This is a genomic window from Mycobacterium sp. SMC-2 (assembly GCF_025263485.1).
Taxonomy (GTDB): Bacteria; Actinomycetota; Actinomycetes; order Mycobacteriales; family Mycobacteriaceae; genus Mycobacterium.
The window spans coordinates 1,189,516-1,210,787 of sequence record NZ_CP079863.1 but is presented as its reverse complement, the minus strand read 5'-3'; the positions used below and the strand labels follow the sequence as shown (position 1 = coordinate 1,210,787).

16 protein-coding genes and 2 pseudogenes are annotated in these 21,272 nt (G+C 61.6%); 8 read left to right on the top strand and 10 right to left on the bottom strand.

The window, feature by feature from the left end:
* Positions 1-48 precede the first annotated feature (48 nt).
* The 7 genes and pseudogenes from KXD96_RS05675 to KXD96_RS05645 all read right to left on the bottom strand — a co-directional run.
* Positions 49-918, bottom strand: a complete 870-nt coding sequence (locus KXD96_RS05675) for a hypothetical protein (protein ID WP_260743479.1) — start codon at positions 916-918, stop codon at positions 49-51.
* Positions 919-2,125: 1,207 nt separating this feature from the next.
* Entirely contained in the window at positions 2,126-3,487 is a 1,362-nt protein-coding gene (locus KXD96_RS05670; protein WP_260743478.1) for a class I SAM-dependent DNA methyltransferase, read from the bottom strand.
* Positions 3,488-3,651: 164 nt separating this feature from the next.
* A complete protein-coding gene (locus KXD96_RS05665; protein ID WP_260743477.1) occupies positions 3,652-6,804 on the bottom strand; it encodes a type I restriction endonuclease subunit R in 3,153 nt (1,050 codons plus the stop codon).
* Complete coding sequence (locus tag KXD96_RS05660) at positions 6,801-8,036, bottom strand: restriction endonuclease subunit S (protein WP_260743475.1); 1,236 nt, start codon at positions 8,034-8,036, stop codon at positions 6,801-6,803. The genes KXD96_RS05665 and KXD96_RS05660 overlap by 4 nt, the downstream gene beginning before the upstream one ends.
* Positions 8,033-9,601 (bottom strand): type I restriction-modification system subunit M, encoded by a 1,569-nt coding sequence (locus KXD96_RS05655; RefSeq protein WP_260745234.1) that lies wholly within the window; start codon positions 9,599-9,601, stop codon positions 8,033-8,035. The genes KXD96_RS05660 and KXD96_RS05655 overlap by 4 nt, the downstream gene beginning before the upstream one ends.
* A 328-nt stretch (positions 9,602-9,929) precedes the next feature.
* Positions 9,930-10,418: a DUF6416 domain-containing protein gene (locus KXD96_RS05650; protein WP_260743473.1), complete on the bottom strand. Its 489-nt coding sequence runs from the start codon at positions 10,416-10,418 to the stop codon at positions 9,930-9,932.
* Positions 10,419-10,721: 303 nt separating this feature from the next.
* A pseudogene (locus tag KXD96_RS05645) lies at positions 10,722-10,997 on the bottom strand (restriction endonuclease); the annotation flags it as partial.
* 157 nt (positions 10,998-11,154) lie between these two features.
* On the opposite strand from KXD96_RS05645, the gene istA (KXD96_RS05640) reads away from it, so the two are divergent.
* The gene (gene istA / locus KXD96_RS05640) at positions 11,155-12,705 is read left to right on the top strand and encodes an IS21 family transposase (RefSeq protein ID WP_260737107.1); all 1,551 of its coding nucleotides are present in this window, start codon (positions 11,155-11,157) and stop codon (positions 12,703-12,705) included.
* On the top strand, positions 12,702-13,517 hold the full coding sequence (istB, locus tag KXD96_RS05635; protein WP_260737101.1) for an IS21-like element helper ATPase IstB: 816 nt from the start codon (positions 12,702-12,704) through the stop codon (positions 13,515-13,517). Before istA (KXD96_RS05640) ends, istB begins: the two co-directional genes overlap by 4 nt.
* 105 nt (positions 13,518-13,622) lie before the next feature.
* Here the strand turns inward: istB and KXD96_RS05630 are convergent.
* Positions 13,623-13,775: pseudogene (locus KXD96_RS05630) on the bottom strand (restriction endonuclease); the annotation flags it as partial.
* A gap of 220 nt (positions 13,776-13,995) precedes the next feature.
* Between KXD96_RS05630 and istA (KXD96_RS05625) the strand changes: the two are divergent.
* Entirely contained in the window at positions 13,996-15,516 is a 1,521-nt protein-coding gene (istA, locus tag KXD96_RS05625) for an IS21 family transposase (RefSeq protein WP_225601279.1), read from the top strand.
* Positions 15,513-16,289 (top strand): ATP-binding protein, encoded by a 777-nt coding sequence (locus KXD96_RS05620; RefSeq protein ID WP_225601280.1) that lies wholly within the window; start codon positions 15,513-15,515, stop codon positions 16,287-16,289. The genes istA (KXD96_RS05625) and KXD96_RS05620 overlap by 4 nt, the downstream gene beginning before the upstream one ends.
* Before the next feature lie 93 nt (positions 16,290-16,382).
* Here the strand turns inward: KXD96_RS05620 and KXD96_RS05615 are convergent, their stop codons facing one another.
* Positions 16,383-16,889: a winged helix-turn-helix domain-containing protein gene (locus KXD96_RS05615; protein WP_260743471.1), complete on the bottom strand. Its 507-nt coding sequence runs from the start codon at positions 16,887-16,889 to the stop codon at positions 16,383-16,385.
* A gap of 454 nt (positions 16,890-17,343) precedes the next feature.
* On the opposite strand from KXD96_RS05615, the gene KXD96_RS05610 reads away from it, so the two are divergent.
* Positions 17,344-18,243, top strand: a complete 900-nt coding sequence (locus KXD96_RS05610) for a hypothetical protein (RefSeq protein WP_260743469.1) — start codon at positions 17,344-17,346, stop codon at positions 18,241-18,243.
* A 200-nt stretch (positions 18,244-18,443) separates the two neighbouring features.
* Positions 18,444-19,271 carry an Ig-like domain-containing protein gene (locus tag KXD96_RS05605; protein WP_260743467.1) on the top strand — a complete coding sequence of 276 codons (828 nt, stop codon included), beginning with the start codon at positions 18,444-18,446 and terminating at the stop codon, positions 19,269-19,271.
* Between the two features lie 226 nt (positions 19,272-19,497).
* Here KXD96_RS05605 and KXD96_RS05600 read toward each other — a convergent pair whose 3' ends face one another.
* Positions 19,498-20,073 carry a hypothetical protein gene (locus tag KXD96_RS05600; RefSeq protein ID WP_260743466.1) on the bottom strand — a complete coding sequence of 192 codons (576 nt, stop codon included), beginning with the start codon at positions 20,071-20,073 and terminating at the stop codon, positions 19,498-19,500.
* Positions 20,074-20,386: 313 nt separating this feature from the next.
* Here KXD96_RS05600 and KXD96_RS05595 point away from each other — a divergent pair, with 313 nt between their 5' ends.
* Complete coding sequence (locus tag KXD96_RS05595; protein ID WP_260743464.1) at positions 20,387-20,731, top strand: DUF732 domain-containing protein; 345 nt, start codon at positions 20,387-20,389, stop codon at positions 20,729-20,731.
* 155 nt (positions 20,732-20,886) lie between these two features.
* The gene (locus KXD96_RS05590; protein WP_260745233.1) at positions 20,887-21,201 is read left to right on the top strand and encodes a DUF732 domain-containing protein; all 315 of its coding nucleotides are present in this window, start codon (positions 20,887-20,889) and stop codon (positions 21,199-21,201) included.
* Positions 21,202-21,272 lie beyond the last annotated feature (71 nt).

Below are 21,272 nucleotides of genomic sequence, written 5' to 3'. Positions count from 1 at the left end.
GGTGAGAACGAGGCGCACCTCCGACGGTCTAGAGGCCGTCCAAGGTCCTTAGTCGTAAACCATTACCTCCCACTTCAGTTCGTCCCATGTCTCGGCGCGAACTACACGAGCAGCAGTATCGGTTAGCTCGCTCGCAACTTCGACACACAGGAAGTAGGTGACGCCGCTGATGGTCAGGGCGATTTGGTCCCATTCGCGCGCAAGCTCCTTCACTTCAATGAAGCGCGGCTTACCTGGCTTATCCGCGACGTGAGACAGTGTGTTCCGCTGATCCGCAAACGGTGCGAAATGCCGACTTATCCTTTTCCCGAGGTGATCTGGCGCTGCGTGACGAACTTCGATGATCAGATCCCGAATCGCGGCTGCGCCGTTTTCCGCTTCCGGCCTGAGCCCTTCCGCAAGACCTGTGCCGCGCCAGAACGTGGCGGTTCCCATCATCTCCGGCCAAGGGGACGTGAAGCGCTCTAGTTGAAGGACATGTTCAACGAGTCCCTCATATGCGGCTCGCACGTTGACGTCTGCGGGTAGGTACGCCGGAGCAACCGGTAGCTCTTGATCAATGTTGCCAAGCACCGTTCCAAGCGTCCAGCCGATTATTACTGGACGCCATTGCGATGGAAGGTCCACGGGCCGAGGATGGACTTCGGTGAAGGCGCGCTCCGTAACGCGTTGCCTCAGCTTAAACCCGATGTCATAGCTTGATCCCGTCTGACGAAGCCCAGCGAGAATCCAGCTCGCCAAGACCGAATGTTCAGCGCTGTGGGCGATGTAGTCGCTGATATCGGTTGCAGTTTTGCCGAGCGAGTTCCACTTCGCTTCATACGTCTCCGCCGCCTCTTCAAGCCACGAGTGCTCAAGTCCTACTTGATCCAAACGTTCATCGAGCGCGTCCGCTCTTTCAGTGTCCGCGGCTAGCAATCGGTATAACTCCGCGAAAACAAGCGGCGACAGCTCGCATCTTAGGTCCACAAGACTCGCTCCAGCAGATCCGCGAGATGTATGGGCTCAGCCGGTTCCGTCGAGCCTTGCAAGGCCTCTTCGGGAACTGGCAGGCGAGCCAGCGCCTGCTTCCCAAGGCTTGGTACCGTCACGCCAGTCAAAAAGATCCTTCTCAGCCCGTACCCCGTCTCTCCATTGAGAAACTGGACGAGACCCGACGCCTGGGTTCGATCACGAAGTCGCAGAAGAAAGAGGTTATGGTCGACAGCCGTCCGGTCACTCGCTAGTGCAGCGTGTGGCCGAGCCCCCACTGCGGCCACGAACACATCCCCCGGTGTTGCCACGATCTGCGTAGGCTCGGTCGGCGATACCCAGCGGCGTATCGGCTTTCCCTGGATCGCAGCGATGTCGGTCACTGGCAGCAGGCCAGCCGCCGGCTCGTCCTTGATGGCGCCGCGGGGTGTATGGCGGCCCCGAACGATCTCGCGACATAGCTCCCCCAAAGGTATGCCCCTGTTGAAGATCTCACGATCAGGTGTTGCGAGAGCTAGATTCCAATCCACAACTCGAAGATCTTCGGTTCGCCACCAAGTTCCAGATGCTTCCTCCTCCGGACTATGAGTTTGCCTCTCAATCTCCTCTAGGCGTGGCCTTCGTTGTGCGATTTGCCTTGCCGAGGGCCAGGGAATCTCGATATCCAGTAGGCGCCCGCGGGTCACGGACGTGGACGTAACGACCGTTGCGAAATGCTGCCGAAATCTTCGACCCGACCGACTGTTGAGAACCCCCCAAATCCAGAGGGCCGAATTTGGATCAGGTCGAACTGCGAGGAATTGCGAAGACACCAGCGCCCCGAGCAGGTCCGAACCGATCAGGAGCACCGGAGAGTTAGGGTTCCGAGGCAGCAGAAGGTCGCCAAAGCTAAGCCCGGCCCCCGCGGCCCTCACTTGAAACACCGGGCCTCGATATTTGCGGCTCCGCCGACGTATACCGCCGCCGATGGAATCAAGTCCGGTCGGCGTGATTACCGGTGCTCCTGCATCTACCCAGCTATCCGTAGGCACAACCGTAACGACGTCGCGGAGCGCAACAATTGTTGCCTTCGTGGTAGGCCACGTAAAGCTCTCAGCTGTTAATCGGCCTAGATCCCAGTCTTTCTCAAGCGCGAGCCTGACGAAGGCGGTTGTCATCGGCGCCCGCCACGCTGGTTGATGTGGTTTAGTGCTGCTTCAAGCACAGCGCCTCCCGGTGCCAACTGACTCTCCCAATCTTCACCAAGTTGCGCGATAAATGTCTCGGTAGGCGGCGCCTTCTCGATAACCATAATGATTGAGGCCAAGCCGAAGCCTGGCACCGATCCCGGAGGACAGCCAATAAGCACAGCCACACGAAAACTATTCGCGAGGTAGTTGCGGTAACGCTCGCCCTGGCGGCGGAATGTGAAGCCTGGGGCTATTTGCACTACCGCTCGCCCGCCATCCGCTAGTTGGCGTACCAGACGATCAACGGCCGCGAAATCACCGTCGCGTGTCATGGTTCCATCTAGTAGTTCGTACGGCTCACTTCGATTCAGCTTCAGGCTCATGGGAGGCGCGGACACTGCGCAGTCGAAAAGCCGTGATTCGCGTGAATCCAACACTTCGGTCTCGCTTAGTGTTTCAACCATGAACGCGTCGACGTTATAGATCTCAACATCGATAGGAGCAGCGCGGGCGATTGAGCGCGCAAGCTCTACCATTCGATCATTGAGATCGAGGCCGACCGCTGAGATCAAGCCTGATCCGATGTCACGTGAATGGTCGATTGACTCCCACAGAAACGATCCCGTCCCACAGAACGGATCGAAAACCTCGTTGTCGAGTTTGCTACCTGCCAGGTGCGCAACGGCTTTCGCAATCACGGGATGACTCGTATAAATGCCCGCTTCCCGTCCTCGGCGAGCGAAGTCCACGAGGGCACGCCGTCGCGCTTCCCACAGCACCTCGCGGCTTGCGGGCAACACTGCCCCCGTGGCGGTCTCAATACCGTCGATTCTTAGTTCGGTCGAATGGCCGACATCCGATCTCAAAGCGCCATAAGCATCCGCCGATTTGTCGTAGGGACTTTGCGTCTGCGCCCAACGCCAAAGCTGCTCTGTCAAAAGCGTGGTTGCCAAGTCGACGTCGTCCAATTCGCCCTTACCGCCGTATCGAGGTGGGATGGGGCCGTCCACACGAGTGAACTTGCGCAAGCCTGTATCTGCTTGATACCAAACATCTTGCAGCACGACGTAATGATCGACTGTTCCAAATGTATCGCGGCTTCTTGCGAGTTGGGGGAGCGCAACCTCCGGCGGGAGCGTTACCGACCGGTTCTTGATCTCGACCACTGCCCAGGGCACAAGCTTCCCGTCCGGGTCCGCGGCCCATGCCAGAACATCGGGTCGAAAGGTCGAATTCGACTTTGATGGGGGCGATTTGTTCTGGCCCTTCGGTACATCAGGCTCGTCTTGAATGAACTTGTATCCCGCGCGCTCCAGCGCTCGCCTTATGGAGTCTCTAGCGCTCATGATCTCACCGCCTCGAACCTGTCGGCATTGTTGACGTACATTTCATCTTGCTTCTGCAACACCAGCTCGATCGCCGTTTCCTTGCGGTCCGGCGGGTAGTACAGCCGTCACTAACTCTCGTGCGATTTTCTTGGGAGTCTCCCTGTCCATCTGCAGCACGGGGGCTAGTCATCAGCTTTCTCTCCGCCTGAACTCAGTCCAAAGAAGCGCTCGAAGAACGCGCCGAGCTTGGTTAGGACGCGCTGCTTCTTCTCACCATGGCCACCTCCAGCTGCGAAGCGAGTAACGGGCGGAAGCACTTTGGTGATTGCTGTTCCCGTCGTAGGGATGGCGCCATCGCGGAACGCAGCCTCGACGAACTTGCGCGTTTCCTCTGGCTTGAGACCCTCTTCATCGATGATTCGATTGAGCTCCTCGGCCTTCTTGGAAGCGACGTAGTCGCGCCACTCCTCGTCAATCTCACCGGTGGCCGAGATTGAGTCGACGAAGTCCTCGATGAGGTCTTTCTTGTTGCGCAGGCTCGGGCTGGCGTCGACAGCCCGGCTGATCTCCGCGCGGACTTCCTTGGCTGCGCCGTGGCCGTCGTCGCCGTGCACCTCGCGATACTTCTGGACGAGCATCAAGATGTAGTCGACGTTGATTTCGACCTGCTTGATGAGCTCGATCTCGAAGACGACGTCATCGATGATCGACTCTTTGTCGGCGTCCGCGTCCTTGCGGAACTCGGCGTAGAGGTCAAGGTAGACGCTGCGGTAGTCCTGACTTTGGCGCTGGGTGAGTATTTCGTTGCCGGCGAATTCATCGAATGACGTCAGGATATTCTCTAGTCGCAGGATCTGACCAAACAGGGCGATGAACGCCTTCTGCGCGGTCTCCCCAACGATCCGCTGCCCCAGCGGGAACTGCTGCAGCAGTTCGGTGACTTTGTCGGCGTACTCGTCGTAATACTCTGCGTACGGCTTGAGCAACACGATGCCGCCCGCGTCTTTGTTGCCGAAGAGCGCGATGGCGTCGTTAGTCTCCTCCTCTAGGTCACGGAAGCTAATGATGTTGCCGTATGTCTTGACTGAGTTCAGGATTCGGTTGGTGCGCGAGTAGGCCTGGATCAGGCCGTGAGCGCGCAGGTTCTTGTCGACCCATAGTGTGTTGAGCGTCGTAGCATCGAAACCGGTGAGGAACATGTTGACCACGATGACGACGTCGATCTCGCGGTTCTTCAGCCGGAGCGACAAATCTTTGTAGTAGTTCTGAAACTTGTCAGACGAGCTGTCGAAACTCGTGCCGAAGTATGCGTTGTAGTCCTTGATCGCGCCTTCCAGGAAGTCACGCGAAGGTTTGTCTAGAACGTCGGTCTCGAAGCCTTCTTCTTCTAGCGCACCGTCCTCGACGGCCTCGTTGGAAGCGAACGAATAGATTAGGCCAACCTTCAAGCGGCGACCCTCTGGCAGTGACCCCTGCTGCTTCTTGAACTCGCTGTAATAGGTCTTGGCAGCCTCGATCGAGGCTGTCGCGAACAGAGCATTGAAGCCGTGCACGCGACGCTCACCGAGCGAATAGTGCTCACTGCGCCTGGTCTTCTGGTCGAAGTGGTTGAGCGTGTACTCGACAACCTGGCGCACGCGCTCAGGTGCCAGCAGTGCCTTCTCGGTGTCGATGGCCGACACCTGCTTGTCGGTGATACCAGCTGGCATCTTCACTGTATTGACGTAGTCGATGCGGAACGGCAGCACGTTCTTGTCGTTGATGGCGTCGACGATGGTGTAGGTGTGTGCCGCTGTCGAGTGCCGCTCAGGCGGGCAGTTGCGCGGATCGCCGTGCCAGTAGCAGCCGAACGCTTGGGGCGTCGTGCGCAGCTGCACGTTGCCGCCAGTTCCGGCATTCATTGCGAAGATCGGCGTGCCCGTGAAGCCAAAGAGGTTGTAGCGCTTGAATGCCTTGGTGATTGCCGTGTGCATGTCGCCGAACTGCGACCGGTGGCACTCGTCAAAGATGATTACGACATGACCGCCAAAGATCTCGTGCCCCTTGTTGGCGGCGATGAAACCAGAGAGCTTCTGAATCGTCGTGACGATGATCTTGCGGTTGACGAGTATTTCGTTGCCACGCTTGCCTAGCACCGCGCCCACCGGGAGGGAGAGCTGCTTCTTGAGCGCAGAGGTGTTCTTACTGGTGTTGACAGCGCCCGGCGAGAAACGCTCGTACTCCTTAATCGTTTGGTAGTCGAGATCCTTGCGGTCGACTACGAACAGGACTCGCTCCACGTGATCAAGCTGCGCAGCCAGCTGCGCAGTCTTGAATGAGGTCAGCGTCTTGCCAGAACCAGTGGTGTGCCAAACGTAGCCACCAGCGGCCAGGGTGCCGAGTTGCCTGTAGTTGGTTGAGATGTCGATCTTCCGCAAGATGCGTTCAGTAGCCACGATCTGATAGGGGCGCATGACGAGCAGCAGCCGGTCAGCAGTGAGGACGCAATACTTGGTTAGGATGTTGAGCAGTGTGTGACGAGCGAAAAACGTTGTCGCAAAGGCGGTTAGGTCTTGGATCGGCTTGTTCGTCGCATCCGCCCACCACGACGTGAACTCAAACGAGTTACTGGTCTTCTTTGCCCTCCTCGAGCCAGCGGCTTCACTGATGTGCTGGCGACGGGTGGTGTTGCTGTAGTACTTGGTCAACGTGCCGTTGCTGATGACGAAGAGCTGCACGTAGTCGAACAGGCCCGATCCAGCCCAGAAGCTGTCGCGTTGGTAGCGGTTGATCTGATTGAAGGCCTCGCGAATGTCGACGCCGCGGCGCTTTAGCTCGATGTGCACCATCGGCAAGCCGTTGACGAGCACCGTCACGTCGTAGCGATTGGCGTATTTGGCACCACCCTCGCCCTGGCCAACTTCGTACTGGTTGATGACCTGCAGCTTGTTGTTGTGAATGTTGCTCTTGTCGAGGAGTTTGACGTTTTTCGTCGAGCCGTCATCACGCTTAAGTAATTGGACATAGTCCTCCTGGATGCGCACTGTCTTTTCGACGACGCCTTCCGACTCACTGGCGATGCGCTGTTTAAAAAACTGATCCCATTCGGTCTCAGAGAACTTCACGCCGTTCAGCACCTCGAGTTGCGTCCGCAGATTGGCGATGAGATCCTGCTCGCTCGTGATCTTCACGTACTCGTACTCCTGCGACTGCAGGATCTTGATGAACTCGCGCTCCAGCTGCGCTTCGGATTGATACTCCGCGGCGGGCTTGGCATCCGGCACAAACTCCGCAACGACCGTGCTCTCGGCAGAGACCGCGATCGGGTCGTAATGTACTGCCTTCGCCTCGGTCATACTGCGAGCTCCTCGAACATCAGGAGACGGTCGCGGTAGTACTCGTATTGCTTACGGCGAGCCTCTCGCTCGGCGCGAATACTGAAAATAAGGTCACGCATGCTGTCGTCAAGGCGATCAAGCATGGCCGATGCCTGCTCCTGCTCGGCAAGCGGAATGACGGGCACACGTATGTCCAAGATCTGACCCTTCTTCAAGTGCGTCTGATCCCGTCCGTTATCAAGGGCCAAGAGCTGCGGGTTGCGGTCTAGGAAGTGATAGAGCCAGCGTGGAGAAACACCGCTCTCGTGACGAACCCGAAGAAGGCACACTCGCTGATTCGCGGAGTATTTCCCGTCTGTTTCAACGAAGAAGCACCGAGCGAGTGCGCGACCGTTTGGCAGGTCGCTCATAACCATCGCGATGTCGCCGCAAAGCGCAGGTGTGAGGGCACCTTCCGGGTTCACCCACCGTGCGGACTCCCCATTAGTAGAGATAAATCGAGCCGTTAAGAGAGCGATCGATCCGTCCGGCACTACCAGTCTTTCGTGTGCCTTCCCGTTCGTGAAATCGACTATTTCCCCAAGCGCGACAGTGTCGCTGTCATCAGGACCAGATACGGCGTTCAGAACTCGAGTTCGAACGTGAGCTCGTTGATCTTGACGAGCTGCGGCCTCTGCGTCCAGTACCGACTCCAACTCTAGTTCTATCGTTGTGAACTCATCTAGAACGCGCACAATCTTTCGCTGAATCTCGATTGGTGGCACCGGAATCCGGAAGTCGAGCAACGGTGTGCTCTGGATTGCGGCCATGGAGCCATCGGTTCGTCCTGCCACTGCGAGAATCTCTTGCGAGCGTGCACGACACACCTGAGCGAGATACTCGGCGAGGATCCCCCGGCGGGGGACGACGGCTCGAATGTCCTGATTGAGAGTCACCTGAATGGGGACAAGCGCTACAGGAAGCCGGCGGCGCAAGATGTTCGACCGCACAACGAATGCCACCGAACCCGCCGGCACCAGTTTCACGGTCGACTTCTCAAGTGCTCTTTCTGAGATGTGGTCTTCTGTCGCGACAACCATGCCCCCAACCATGTCCTTGGGCGAAAGCCAGGGAAGTGAGCCGTTCTCCCAGTACTCCGGTACAGCCTTCGAGGGAGTGCCACCTCCGTACCATGTGCCGACTTCGCGGAGCGGCAGAAAAGGGACGTCGGTTGAAACAAGTTCTGCAACTAGTTGGTCGATAGCGCTCACGACGCACCCTCAAGGTTGGCGACGATCACGTCGATCTGCTCACGCAACTCCTGTTGTCGGGTAACGATTCGGGCGATGTCGGCATTCAGCGCGGAGATGTCGACGGCTTCCCTCGTGTCTTCCTTCTCGACATACGAGGAGACAGCAAGGTTATAGTTGTTCGTGGCGATATCGGCATTCGAAACAGTTATCGCGAAATGCTCGGCGTCCTCGCGGCCGGTGAAGGCGTCGAGGATCGTCTGCTGATTAATCGCGGAGAGCTTGTTCTTGATCCCTTGGCGGACAAATTCGGCCGAAGCGTCAATGAACAGAACGGCGTTATCTTTCTTCGACTTCTTCAACACGAGAATGCATGTCTGGATAGCAGTACCAAAGAACAGGTCTGGCGGCAGCTGAATCACTGTGTCCACATAGTTGTTATCGACGAGGTACTTGCGGATCTTCTGCTCGGCACCGCCCCGATAGAGCACGCCAGGAAACTCGACAATCGCGGCTGTGCCATTAACTGCCAGCCACGAGAGCATGTGCATCGTGAAGGCAAGGTCGGCTTTCGACTTCGGTGCGAGAACACCGGCCGGAGCGAATCGTTGGTCGTTGATCAGTAGGGGATTGCCGTCACCCGCCCAGTGGATCGAGTACGGCGGATTAGAAACGATCGCCTCGAACGGCTCGTCGTCCCAGTGCTGCGGATCAATCAGCGTGTCCCCATGCGCAAGGTCGAACTGCTCGTAGTTGATGTCGTGCAGGAACATGTTGATGCGCGCCAGGTTGTAAGTCGTTAAGTTGACCTCTTGGCCGAAGAAGCCTTTGCGGACGTTTTCCTTGCCTAACACCTTGGCGAACTTCAACAGCAGCGAGCCTGAGCCACACGCTGGGTCGTAGACCTTGTTGACCGACTTCTTGTTGACCACCGTGATGCGTGCCAGCAGCTCCGAGACTTCCTGGGGCGTAAAGAATTCACCACCCGATTTGCCAGCCTGCGAGGCGTACATGGTCATCAGGTACTCGTACGCGTCGCCGAACGAGTCGATGGCGTGGTCGTTGAAGTCGCCGAGGTTCAGATCGCCAATTGCATCCAGCAGCTTCACCAGCTTCTCGTTGCGCTTGGCGACGGTGTTGCCGAGCTTGGCGCTGTTCACGTCCAAATCGTCGAAGAGTCCCTTGAGGTCGTCCTCGCTGTCCGCACCGACTGCCGAGCCCTCGATGTTCTTGAACACCTTCTCCAGTGTCTCGTTCAGGTTCTCGTCCTTGTTAGCACGCTTACGAACGTTGGCGAACAGCTCGCTCGGCAGGATGTAGAAGCCCTTCTCCTTGACTGTTTCTTCGCGGCCGAACTCTGCCTCTACGTCGCTCAGCGCGGCATAGTCGAAATCGGACTGTCCGGCTGCACGCTCCTGTTCGTTCAGGTACGCAGTGAGGTTCTCGGAGATAAAGCGGTAAAAGAGCATGCCGAGCACGTAGCTCTTGAAGTCCCAGCCGTCTACGCTGCCACGCAGATCGTTGGCGATGCGCCAGATCGTCTTATGGAGCTCCGCACGCTGAGCCTCCTTTGTTGCAGGAGCCACTACCACGCCACCCACCCGTGCTGTCTTCGCCTGGCGTGCCACTTCGTGTCCTCTCGTATTTGAAAAAGCTGAACATCATGGCACAAGACCTCATCGCGCACAAGCCCCCTGCGGCACCTTGCCAACGATCAAGCGCCAGACCTGAGTCGACAATTTCGCCCGCGCACTACGTATAGCCCAGCAGGCCACGCGGATGCGGCTGAATCGCCGCGCCGACCGCCTTCGACCTCGCCGCGCCGTGGCCGCCATCGCGGGCTCGCAAGTACAGCGATGCCCCCCCCCGGGGGGGAATCCCTTTGGCGCCCATGAAGTGCCTAGAGCCTTAGCCTTAGCGGTCCCGAGCCTCGCGGAGCAATGCCGCGACCTCCGGCTCGACCCAGTAGACGACCGGCTCACCCTCCACCGGGTAGGCCCACTTCCACAACAGCTCTCGGTTCTCCTTCTTGCAGTACTTCCCCGGCCAAGCCAGTACCCCAGCTACGCCGCTGTGACCGTTGGGAATGTCCAGCATTTCGGCAAGCTCCTCGCCGTTGAATTGGCGATCCGGTTCATCGATTAACTTGGAGAACAACGCCTTCGCCGGATCGCTGAATTTGTCCCACAACTTGGCGGCCAGCGCGGCGTCGGCGTCCGACCATGGCTGTCGGCCCTTCGCGTCCTCGCTACCAGAAGATGCCGGCTGCGGCATAGCGTCCCGCTTAGCATCGAACGTGTTCGACAGGATCGAGGCTTGCGCCGGGGCGCTTAGCCACGCGGCGTGCATCGCATAAAACTCCACCAGCCGGTCCTCGGGGACCTTCACCGTAACGTCCATCATTTTGCCCCTCCTGTTCATGAGACCCTCCTGGCCTCGTTAAACACAAGTATGACCCGCTCTGAGCCTTCTGTCAAGGGTAAATACCGGGGTTAGACCAATCTATACCCCTATCGCCGACAATATGAGCAGTTCATGAGGCTTTTTACCCCTACGCTTGGGCTTGGGCGTCGACTTCCGCAGCTTTGGCAAGTTGGACGCGTTACTTTCCGTGAGCATCCCTTCTACAAAACAGAGTTCCTCGGCAGAGTTCTTCGCCGCCAGCGCCAGGAACGCCGCCTCCGCTCAAATGCCCGCTTTTCTGGGCTAAAGCGATTTGAAGTACTCGGCCTCGACCTTGACGTCCTCGACCACCCGCGTAGTGGTCGTGATGCCGATCGCGTTCTCCTTCAACAGATCGCACAATCTGTCACCGTCGATTAAGTCGATGGGCGGCGCACCGTCACGCTTGGCCTCCGCTCGCGCATCGTTCGTGAACGTGCCGGTCGTGATCAGCAGGCCCTTGTCCCCTCTGCCCGCCATGGCACCTCGGAAGTCTCTGACAGCACCCGGCCCAACACTGCCCTTGTAGCGTGTCGGCTGCCAGGAATAAGGGACCAGCTCGGCGCCGGTTTTGCCATGAGCATGGGACCACCCGATTGCCAGTGATGGGACCATCTGGCTAGCTGTTTTGCCAGTTATGGGACCACCCCGGCGTGGCGTTGGGGGCTTCCGGTTGCTCGGCCGCTGTATTGGCCGAATGAGCTACCGGGAGGTGTCGGTGATCGAAGTCAGGGAGATGCTGCGGTTGTGGCTGCAGGGTCATGGGTTGCGCGAGGTGGCCCGGTTATCGGGCACGGACCGCAAAACGGTGCGCCGGTATGTGGACCGCGCCCGCGCGTGCGGGCTGGACCGTGACGGCGACGGGTGTCAGTTGACCGACGAGCTGTTGGCGGCGGTGATCGCCGGCGTGCGGCCGAGTCGGCCCAACGGCAAGAGCCAGGCCTGGGAGACCATCGCCGCCCAGCACGAGCAGATCAAGGCGTGGCTGAAGCAAGACTTGACTCTGACGAAGGTGCACACGCTGCTTGGGCGTCGGGGCGTGGTGGTGTCGTATCGAACGTTGCATCGCTATGCCACAACGGAATTGGGGTTCGGGATTCGGCAGGCCACGGTGCCGGTGGCCGATTGCGAGCCCGGTGCTGAACTGCAGGTCGATTTCGGTCGGCTCGGAATGCTCACTGATGCCGCGGATGGCCGCCGGCGGGTAGTGCAGGGGTTGATCTTCACTGCGGTGTATTCGCGGCACATGTTCGTCTGGCCGACCTACCGGCAGACGCTTCACGAGGTGATCGCCGGGTTTGAGGCCGCGTGGGCATTCTTCGGCGGGGTGTTCGCGGTGGCGATCCCCGACAACATGAAGGCCATCGTCGACAAGGCTGATGCGACCGATCCGAAACTTAATGACGCCTTCCGCGAATACGCTCAGGCGCGGGGCTTCGTCGTGGACCCCACCCGCATCCGCAGCCCGCGCGACAAGCCTAGGGTTGAGCGCTGTGTCCAATATGTTCGGTCGAATTTCTTTGCTGGAGAAGACTTTCGGAATCTGAGTGACTGCCGGGCACGAGCCGAGCAGTGGTGTGGGCAGGTGGCGGGGATGCGGATACACGGCACCACTCGGCTGCGCCCGGCCGAGGTATTCGCCACCGACGAGCTACCCCACCTCAAACCGGCACCCGACGAGGTGTTCGACATCCCGACCTGGAGCCGGCCCAAGGTGGCTCCCGATCGGCACGTGCAGGTCGCCAAGGCGCTCTACAGCGTTCCCGGTGAGCTGATTGGGCGCCGGCTGGATGCCCGGGTGGATGCGCGCACGGTGAAGCTGTATTGGCGCGGTGAGCTGATCAAGGTCCATCCGGTCATGGCGCCAGGACGCCGCCATACCGACCCCGCTGATCTACCGGCCGAGGTGTCGGTCTATGCGATGCGAGATATCAACACCTTGCAGCGCAAGGCATCCGCACACGGGCAGCATGTCGGCGCCTACGCGGCGGCGGTGCTGGAGCATCCGCTGCCGTGGACCAAGATGCGCCAGGTCTACCGACTCCTGGGACTGGTGCGCCGCCACGGCGCCGACGCGGTCGATGACGCCTGCCAGCGCGCGCTGGACGCCGAGGTCATCGACGTCGGGCTGATCGAGCGCATGCTTACCCGCGGTGCCGGCGCACAGCTGCCGCTGATCCCGAACCCGCCGCAGGCGTCGCGGTTCGTCCGCGCGGCCACCGACTTCGCGGTGCGCAGGCCCTCATGAGCACAACCCGCCGCCCCGATGCCACCCCCGCGGTCAAGCCGATCGAGGTGTCTGCAGACCTCAAAGCGCTGATGCGCCGCCTCAAGCTCGGCCGCCTGCTCGACACCCTGCCCGAACGGCTCGCGCTGGCACGATCGAATCGGCTGCCACACCACGACTTCCTGGAAATGCTGCTAGCCGATGAGGTCACCCGCCGCGACCGCGAGTCCGCCGCCCGCCGCGCCAAGACAGCACAATTGGATCCGCAGATGCAGCTGCAGGCCTGGGATGACACCGCCGCGGTCAGCTACGACCGCCAACTATGGGCAGAGTTGACCTCGCTGCGGTTTCTGGCCGACGCCTACAACGTGCTCATCATGGGACCGGTCGGAGTCGGAAAAACGTTCCTGGCCAACGCATTAGGCCACATCGCCGTGCGACGTCACCACAGCGTGCATACCGAACGCGCCGACAAACTGTTCAAACGCCTCCGCGGAGCACGGCTAGACGGCAGCTATGAAGACGAGATGCGCAAACTACACCGCGTCGAGCTGCTCATCATCGATGACCTCGCGTTGCACCGGCTTGAGGCCACCGAGACCAATGACTTCTACGAGCTCATCGTGGAACGCCACCGCACCGCATCAACGGTCATCACCAGCAACCGCGAACCACCGGAGATCCTCACCATGATGGCCGACCCACTCCTGGCCCAGTCGGCGATGGACCGGCTCCAATCCGCGGCCTACGAACTCGTCGTCGAGGGCGAGTCCTACCGGCAACGCCAGAAACCCCGTCCTCGAAAGCCGGTCAATTCGGACCAGCCGAATTGACCAGCAGCCAGGTCATCAGTCACCATCACCCCACGGCCAGCAACCGGAAACAACCGGTCCCATGCTCATGGCAAAACGGTGGTCCCATCACCCTGGCAAGCGACAGTAGCGCTTGCATTGAAAGAAAACAGGGAAGGTCAGCAGGTTCAGTTGATAGATGCCGAGTCCATCAATGCCGCCATCGCCCGACTTCCCCGTCACCTTGACACTAGAGAACCCCGACTCCCGCAGAAGCCTTTGCGCAAGCCGTTCAAAGGCGAATGTCGGCGGACATGAAAAACTGCCCGCTGGCGGACATGAAAGTGCCCGTTCGCGGCCAATAAGTTCTGCCCACTGGCGGACATGAAAGTGCCCGTTGATGGCCATGAATCTGCCCAGACCTACCTGATGCCCTTCGGCGCGTCAGCGCCGTGGCGGCCTCTCCTGCGGTTTCGATGTCGATGCCTAGTCGAGATCGACAACCCCAGGAGAGACCTACTTGAAGTCTGATGGAGAACTCATGGAAATACTCAATGCCTACGACCTGACCGGGTCCTACCGCGCTGCGGCCGAGTTGTGCGGGTGCTCGCATCACACCGTGAAGAAAGCGGTCGAGGACCGCAACGCTGGCCTGCCGCCGGCCACGCGGCGGGCCCGGATGATCGATGATTGGCGCGACCTGCTCGAGGGCTGGGTCGCCGATTCGAAAGGCAAGATTCGCGGCGACAAAGCCCACGACAAGCTGGTGGCGTTGGGATACACCGGCACCGACCGCACCACTCGCCGGGCGCTGGCGGAGGTCAAAGCGCAGTGGCGGCTGGGCAATACACGCGTGCATCGGCCCTGGATCACCGAGCCCGGACTGTGGCTGCAGTACGACTTCGCCGACGGCCCTTTGGTGGCCGGCCGCAAAATCGTGCTGTTGGTGGCGTGGCTGGCGTGGAGCCGCTACCGAGTGGTCATCGCGTTGCGGGACCGCACCGCACCCAGTGTCTTCGCCGGCCTGGACCGCATCTTCCGCATCGTCGGCGGTGCCCCGACCTACCTGCTCACCGACAACGAGAAGACCGTCACCACCGGACACATCGCCGGAGTCCCGGTCCGTAACCGCGTCGCAGTCACCTTTGGCCGCTATTACGGCATCTCGGTGCTGACCTGTGAACCCGCCGACCCGGCTTGCAAAGGTGGCGTGGAGAACGCGGTCAAACTCGCCAAAGCCGACATTGTGCCCACCGAGACGAACCTGCTGGGTCACTACGACAGTTTCGCCGACGTGGAGGCCGCCTGCGCGGAGTTTGTCGCTGAGATCAACGCCCGGGTGCACCGCGCCACGGGCCGACGTCCGATCGAGATGCTCACCGCAGAACGCCCCGCCCTGCATGCGATACCCGACCTGCCCCACACCGCCGCGTTGGGAGTGACACGGCGGGTTCCCGACAACGCCCCGATGGTCACCTTCGAGCATTGCCAATACTCGCTACCGGCAACACTATTGGGGCAGACGGTGTGGATCAGGCATCACGACGGCACCGACGAAGTGGTGATCTGCGCCCTCGATGACGGCGGCCCCATCGAGGTGGCTCGGCACCCCCGTGCCACCCCAGGCAGCCCGGCCATCGACGACGCCCATTTCCCCGGCCACCGCGACAAAGTGCCTGGGGACTACCGCGTCCGTGCCCGCACCGCCAGTGAACAGACCTTCCTGGCGTTGGGCCCCGGTGCGGCGGTGTGGCTCAAAGAAGCCGCCGCCGTCGGCACCGAACGCATCCTGCAGAAAATGGCCCACGCCGTCGAACTGTCCGCGCTGGCCGGCCGCGCCGATGTCGACTGGGCGCTCGGTCATGCCGCCGTGCACGGCCGGTTCGCCACCGGCGATCTGGACTCCATCCTGGCGGCCAAAGGTCTGGACCCGACTCGTCGTGGCGCCGGTGAGGACATCTCTCTGGCTCAAGGCACGGCCGGGTGGAACCTGTTCGGCCGCACCATCATCGACGTGACTGAGGCAGCAGACCAGCCATGAACACCACCACGACCGCCACGCAGTTGCCCGCCGAGGTCGAGACGTTGATGCGGGCCCTGCGGTTGCCGCACGCACGCGCGATCGCCGCCGACGTGCTGGCCACCGCCCGCGCTCAACGCTGGGACCCCACCGAGGTCATCAAAGCGCTGCTGACCGAGGAAGTCGCCGGCCGCGCCCGTTCTATGTTGGCCGCCCGCCGCAAAGCCGCCGGATTCCCGACTGGGAAAACCTTCGACGCCTGGGACCCGGGCGCCTCGTCGATCCCGCTGCCCACCCAACAAGCGCTACAGACCCTCGAATGGGTGGGGCGCCGCGAGAATCTGGTCGTCTGCGGGCCGGCCGGCACCGGCAAGACATTCTTCCTCGAAGCGTTGGGGCAGAAAGTCATCGAGGCCGGGATGCCGGTGGCGTGGTTCACCCTCGAGCAGATCGGGGTGCTCGTGCGCGCCCACCGTGCCGATGACTCTCTGGGAAAGGCGGTGGCCAAGATCGTGCGCGCCGAGCTCGTCGTCATCGATGACGTGGGGCTCTTGCCGGTCGGTGCCGATGCCGCCGAAGGGCTCTACCGCATCGTCGAAGCAGCCTACGAACGCAAGTCCGTGGCGATCTCCTCGAACCTGCACCCCAGTGGGTTCGACGAGCTGATGCCCAAGACGCTGGCCACCGCCACCGTCGACCGCCTGCTGCATCACGCACACCTATGCCAGACCAGCGGAGACTCCGTGCGCCTGGCCCAAGCCCTGCACGGGAAAGGAGTCAAACCCTTGAGCTGACAACGGCCTCACCGACCGGTGGCGGGCATCACCCTCATGGGCAGATTCGTGTCCGCCACCGGGCAGTTCTTATTGGCCACCAACCGGCAGTTCTCATGTCCGCCGACGGGCACTTTCAGCTGTCCATTGACAGGCGAATGACGGCACCTCGAGGAGCGTGCTCAGCAATTCGTCCTTCCACTTCTCCTCGGCTTCGGCCTCGACCTGGTCGATCTCGTTGCCGACGTCAGATTGTTCTCCGCCGCCCTTCTTCTTGCTCCTCTTTCTTCCACTCTTTCGTTCTGCTGCGAACGCGGCGCGCAACGGCTCAAGGTCATCCTGTGTTGCAGCCTGTCCCTCGGGAGTCACTGACCAGACACCCCGCGTGCTGTTGGCGAAGAGGCCCATTCCCTTGAGGTAGGTCCGCGCCCACGCCAGCCTGTTTTGGATTACCGTCTGCGGCCCGCCGCTTAGTAGGACGCTCTGCTGCTCGGGCGTGAGCTGCTCTCGTTCAACAACGGCGGCGTTCAGCTCGGCGATTGAGGCGGAGCCGCCGAGTGCGATCGCAGCTTGGAGGGTCGGCCAAAGCAGGTCAGAGTACGACGGAACCTCGACAGTCACAGGTAAAGCATGTCAAAGGGCAGCGACACGTTCCCGGTCAACGCGCGGTCCCGTCTTGGTCCCGTAGACGCACCCGAACTGCGGGCGCTCCGGCGCCGTACCGGATGCGTCCGCTAGCCGTACCGATACTGCAGATGACCAGTGCAAACGGTGGTCTTCGCAAGCCCACCTACCAGCAGTTATCGCTCAAATGTTCGGGCGTCGAAAGTACTTCCCAAGCTGAATACGCGGGTTCGATTCCCGTCATCGGCTCCACAAGATTCCAGTTCAGGGACGTTTGCGTCGGTGCGAGAACGCCGATGTCGGCTTGAGAACTCGTCGCTAGCCCGGGGAAGCTGGTTTCCGGGATTCTTTTGCTGTCGACTGCCACGTCCTAAAACCCTGAAATGAATTGCGGCCCCCGCGGTCATCCTGGTAAGCCGGTCGCTACTCGCCGCGGTTCTTGGAGGCGCGCATGCTAAGACGAATCCTGATTTTTGCGAACAAGTCCTGGGAAGCGGACCCGCTGGTCGGAGTGTTCTCCAATCCAGACGCCAGGCCGTCCAAGCTTCCGCCGTTCGATCGGCCCTTCGATCCGGCCCCGCAGGTCACGGTCCCGCTGAACGACGGCACGACGAAACAGGTCAGCGCGCGGCTGGCGTTGCGGACCGCGAATGCAACAGCCGAGCTGTGGTGCGTCAAGGACCTGATGGACCCGGCAAAAAAGTCGTCGAGCAGCGAAGAGAAGGCCCGCGTCATTCCCGCCGTCGTCGCCAACGGGCCGGCACCAACCCTGGTCGTGGCCTTCGGCACTGCGTCGTTTCCGGGCGACAGATCGTTCAACGGTTGCGCGGTCGTTGGGACGCAGGTGTTCGTTCACAATCCCCACAAGACGCCAAATCCGGAGAGCAACTGGGTCAGCCCAGAATTCGACAAGCTCCTGGTCCCAACCGCGCCGGCACCGGGTTCGGCGTTGTCAATACTCGACCGGGACCTGCGCCGTCCTTGCGAGTCTCGATTTCTCTCGCCGCCGCTCAATCCCGCGAATCCGCCGGCGCTGCTGGTCGCCTCCGACTATGTGGCTTTGAGCGATGTCAACGTGACGAAACCGGAGGACTATGTCTGGGCCGATCGGGAATCCATACAGGCCATGCAACAGGCCGGGGTCAACGCCCCGGTCGGCTCGATGGAGACGACGCATGGCGTCATACGGCTTGCTGCGCCATCGGAGCAATTCCTGTTCTTTTCCGGAATTGCCAACCGCCTCGGCTACTTCGATTCGGAGGTGACACCGCGCGCGTATGCGCAGAACTTTGCCGCCTCGCATAATGCGGGCATTGCGCTGGCCCACGCCCTGCCGCTCCTGATGGTTTGACCGGTACCTCGGGTTGCCAGTCCGCGGGGCGGGTTGCGCTCGGGATCCGGCCGCCTCGCAGCCGTCGATGCCGAACTAAACGCCCGTGGCCGAAACGTGACCGAGGCTTGACCAAATGCTAACGCGCCCTTGTGCTTCCGCTGGTCAACGTACCTCTACGATCCCTATTACAACTATGTCAGTTAAAAGGAATCGGAGCCATGCGGGCGGACGTTCGGTGTGTTCTTGCGGTGGTCGGGCTCGCTGCGAGCGTGGTTGCGGGTCCAACTGGCACCAGCATGGCGGCGGTGAACCAACCGCATGACTTCACCATCGCGTCGGTCCTGCCGGCGCGGGGTGCCACCGTGGGTGTGGCGCACCCCGTGGTCGTGACTTTCACCGCGCCCGTGGCGAACCGGCACGCCGCCGAGCGCGCGGTCGGCGTCAAATCGACGCCGGAGATGACCGGCAGCTTCGAATGGTTGGACAACAAGGTTGTGCAGTGGGTTCCGGACCACTACTGGCCGGCGCACAGCACGGTGGCGCTTTCGGTCGAGGGCCGGTCGACGGAATTCAAAACGGGCCCGAAGGTCGTCGGGGTCGCCAACATCACCGACCACACTTTCAAAGTGACCATCGACGGGGTCGATGCCGCGCCCCTACCGGCGCCGCACCACCGGCCCCACTTCGGCGAAGAGGGCGTGTTGCCGGCGTCCATGGGTCGGCCTGAGTTCCCGACGCCGGTCGGCAACTACACCGTCTTGTCCAAAGAGCGCTCGGTGCTTATGGATTCGAGCAGTGTCGGCATCCCCGTCGACGACCCCAACGGTTACCTACTCAACGTGGATTACGCCGTCCGGATCACCAACCGCGGCCTGTTCGTGCATTCCGCTCCGTGGGCCGTGCGATCACTGGGGCTGGAGAATGTCAGCCACGGCTGCATCAGCCTCAGCCCCGAAGACGCCGAGTGGTACTACAACACGGTCAATGTCGGCGACCCGGTGATCGTCAAGGAAAACAACAATCTGTGGGAGAGGCCCCCTTCTTAAGAAGGTCGGCACCGAATTGCCCTGAGAGCGGGGCCTATTCGCTGACATCCGCCCCGGCCCCGTGCCCTCTGCCGAGAGTGACGCTAGTTTCACGCTCGCGCTCGACTGTGAAACTAGCGTCACACTCGAAGACTCAAGTGGCCGTCACATACGACACATACGACACATACGACACATACGAATGGACCCGCTGGTCGCAACCAGCGGGTCCATTGGGGGATGGGCCTCAGTGGGCGCCTGAGGGGCCGGGCACGACGGGCTGACCGGGCTGGGGCCCCCCGGTCGGCGCCGGACCGGTCGGCGCGTCCTTGACCCCCGACATGTCGACGAGCGGGGCGCCAGCGACCGCATCGAGCGGGGCACCGGCCGCCAGCCCGCCAAGGGCAACCAGCGGGGCACCGGCCGGCACTATCGGCGCCACCGGCAGCGGCGCACCCAATGGCAAGGGAGCGCCCAGCGGCAACGGAGCACCCAACGGCAACGGGGCGCCCAGCGGCACCGGCACCGGCGCACCCACGGGCAGCGGTCCGGGCACAGCCATTGGCACACCGGCCATGTCGGTGAGCGGCGCGCTGGCCGCGCAGACCTCGGCGGTCGGCGCCCCGCCCGCGGCCGCGGCACCGCCGGCGGCTCCGGGTCCGCCGGCCAGCGGTGCACCCGCCTCGCCGGCCTGCCCCTGTATGCAGGCGTATCCGCCCGTCTTCAGGGGAGCGGCTGCCGCATCCGGGCTCAACGCAAGCGCGGCTGCGCACAACCCAAGAGTGGCAACTACTTTCATGTTGAACCGATCGACGATCGCCATCAGCGTCGACTCTCCTTTAATTCGCGCTCACATATCCATCTGGTGCAGCAGAACCGCTTAGCCGTCTTTCGACGACCGAGCCAATTGTTCAGCAGCTGATGTGAGACGCCGGACGCGCCGCACCGCGCCGTTTCCAAATGGTGACGTCACAAGGTCGTCACGGGCCAGACGCGACCGCGCGGGCTTTGGGACGCGCTGACCGGACTTCTACGCAGCGTATTCACAGGGAATCGTTGCCGACGCTACATGTCCTGGAGGTTTTATAGAAGTGAACGGTAGGCAACCAGAAGATTAATGAATGGGGGAAGGAGTCATGACCACACGACGGCTCTGCGGCCGATTTGTGAGCGCAGCGCTGGCGACAGCCCCACTCCTGGTTGCGGGGGTGATGTGGGCCGTCCCGGCGCAGGCCGACGCGACCACCTTCGTCAACGACTTGCACAAAAACGGGATCTACGCGGTGACCGGCGGAGACGCGGCGCTGGTGCAGATGGGCTTGAACGTCTGCCAGCAGCTGTCGTGGGGCGCTCCCCCGTCGCAGCTCCAAGCCCTGGCGCTGCAGCGGTCCGACAGCCGGCAGGGCGCCAGAGGGCTCACCCCCGAGCAGGCCGACCACGTCGTCATCGCCGCCCTGCGGGATCTCTGCCCGAACGCTTGACGGGCCGCCCATCGGTCTTTGCCGACTATTCATCCTCGGGATTTGCGGTCCCGAGCGTGTTTGATGGCGCTTTCGTGTAAAAGTGCATCATCCGCATCGGGCACGGGATGAAGGAGAAGGTTTCGATGGCAGCACAGCGGCCCTATGGCCGGTTCATGGGCGCAGCCCTCGCAGGGGGCCCACTTCTGGCCGCGGGGGTCGTCTGGGCCAGCCCGGCCCGGGCCGACGGGACTGCCTTCCTCAACGACCTGCACAACGCCGGCATCCACGCCGTCAACGGCGGCGACGACGCGCTGTTGCAGATGGGCGCGGACCTGTGCCAACAGCTTTCCTGGGGCGCCTCCCCGCAACAGCTGGAGGCCCTGGCGGTCGAGCGCTCGGACGCCGACCAGGGCAGCGGCGGAATCAACGGCCGGCAGGCCGCGGACGTCGTGATCTTTGCCTTGCGCGATCTGTGCCCTAACGCCTAGCGGTGAGCTACGTTCGCCCAACGGGGTGATGTCGGCACGACGCGGCCACGACGGCCGAGGCTGAGGTGACG

Bases quoted from the DNA above. Each gene is read 5' to 3' on its own strand.
- KXD96_RS05670 (WP_260743478.1), bottom strand. From the start codon at position 3,487: ATGAGCGCTAGAGACTCCATAAGGCGAGCGCTGGAGCGCGCGGGATAC.
- KXD96_RS05665 (WP_260743477.1), bottom strand. From the start codon at position 6,804: ATGACCGAGGCGAAGGCAGTACATTACGACCCGATCGCGGTCTCTGCC.
- KXD96_RS05650 (WP_260743473.1), bottom strand. From the start codon at position 10,418: ATGATGGACGTTACGGTGAAGGTCCCCGAGGACCGGCTGGTGGAGTTT.
- istA (WP_260737107.1), top strand. From the start codon at position 11,155: ATGAGCTACCGGGAGGTGTCGGTGATCGAAGTCAGGGAGATGCTGCGG.
- istB (WP_260737101.1), top strand. From the start codon at position 12,702: ATGAGCACAACCCGCCGCCCCGATGCCACCCCCGCGGTCAAGCCGATC.
- KXD96_RS05620 (WP_225601280.1), top strand. From the start codon at position 15,513: ATGAACACCACCACGACCGCCACGCAGTTGCCCGCCGAGGTCGAGACG.
- KXD96_RS05610 (WP_260743469.1), top strand. From the start codon at position 17,344: ATGCTAAGACGAATCCTGATTTTTGCGAACAAGTCCTGGGAAGCGGAC.
- KXD96_RS05605 (WP_260743467.1), top strand. From the start codon at position 18,444: ATGCGGGCGGACGTTCGGTGTGTTCTTGCGGTGGTCGGGCTCGCTGCG.
- KXD96_RS05600 (WP_260743466.1), bottom strand. From the start codon at position 20,073: ATGGCGATCGTCGATCGGTTCAACATGAAAGTAGTTGCCACTCTTGGG.
- KXD96_RS05595 (WP_260743464.1), top strand. From the start codon at position 20,387: ATGACCACACGACGGCTCTGCGGCCGATTTGTGAGCGCAGCGCTGGCG.
- KXD96_RS05590 (WP_260745233.1), top strand. From the start codon at position 20,887: ATGGGCGCAGCCCTCGCAGGGGGCCCACTTCTGGCCGCGGGGGTCGTC.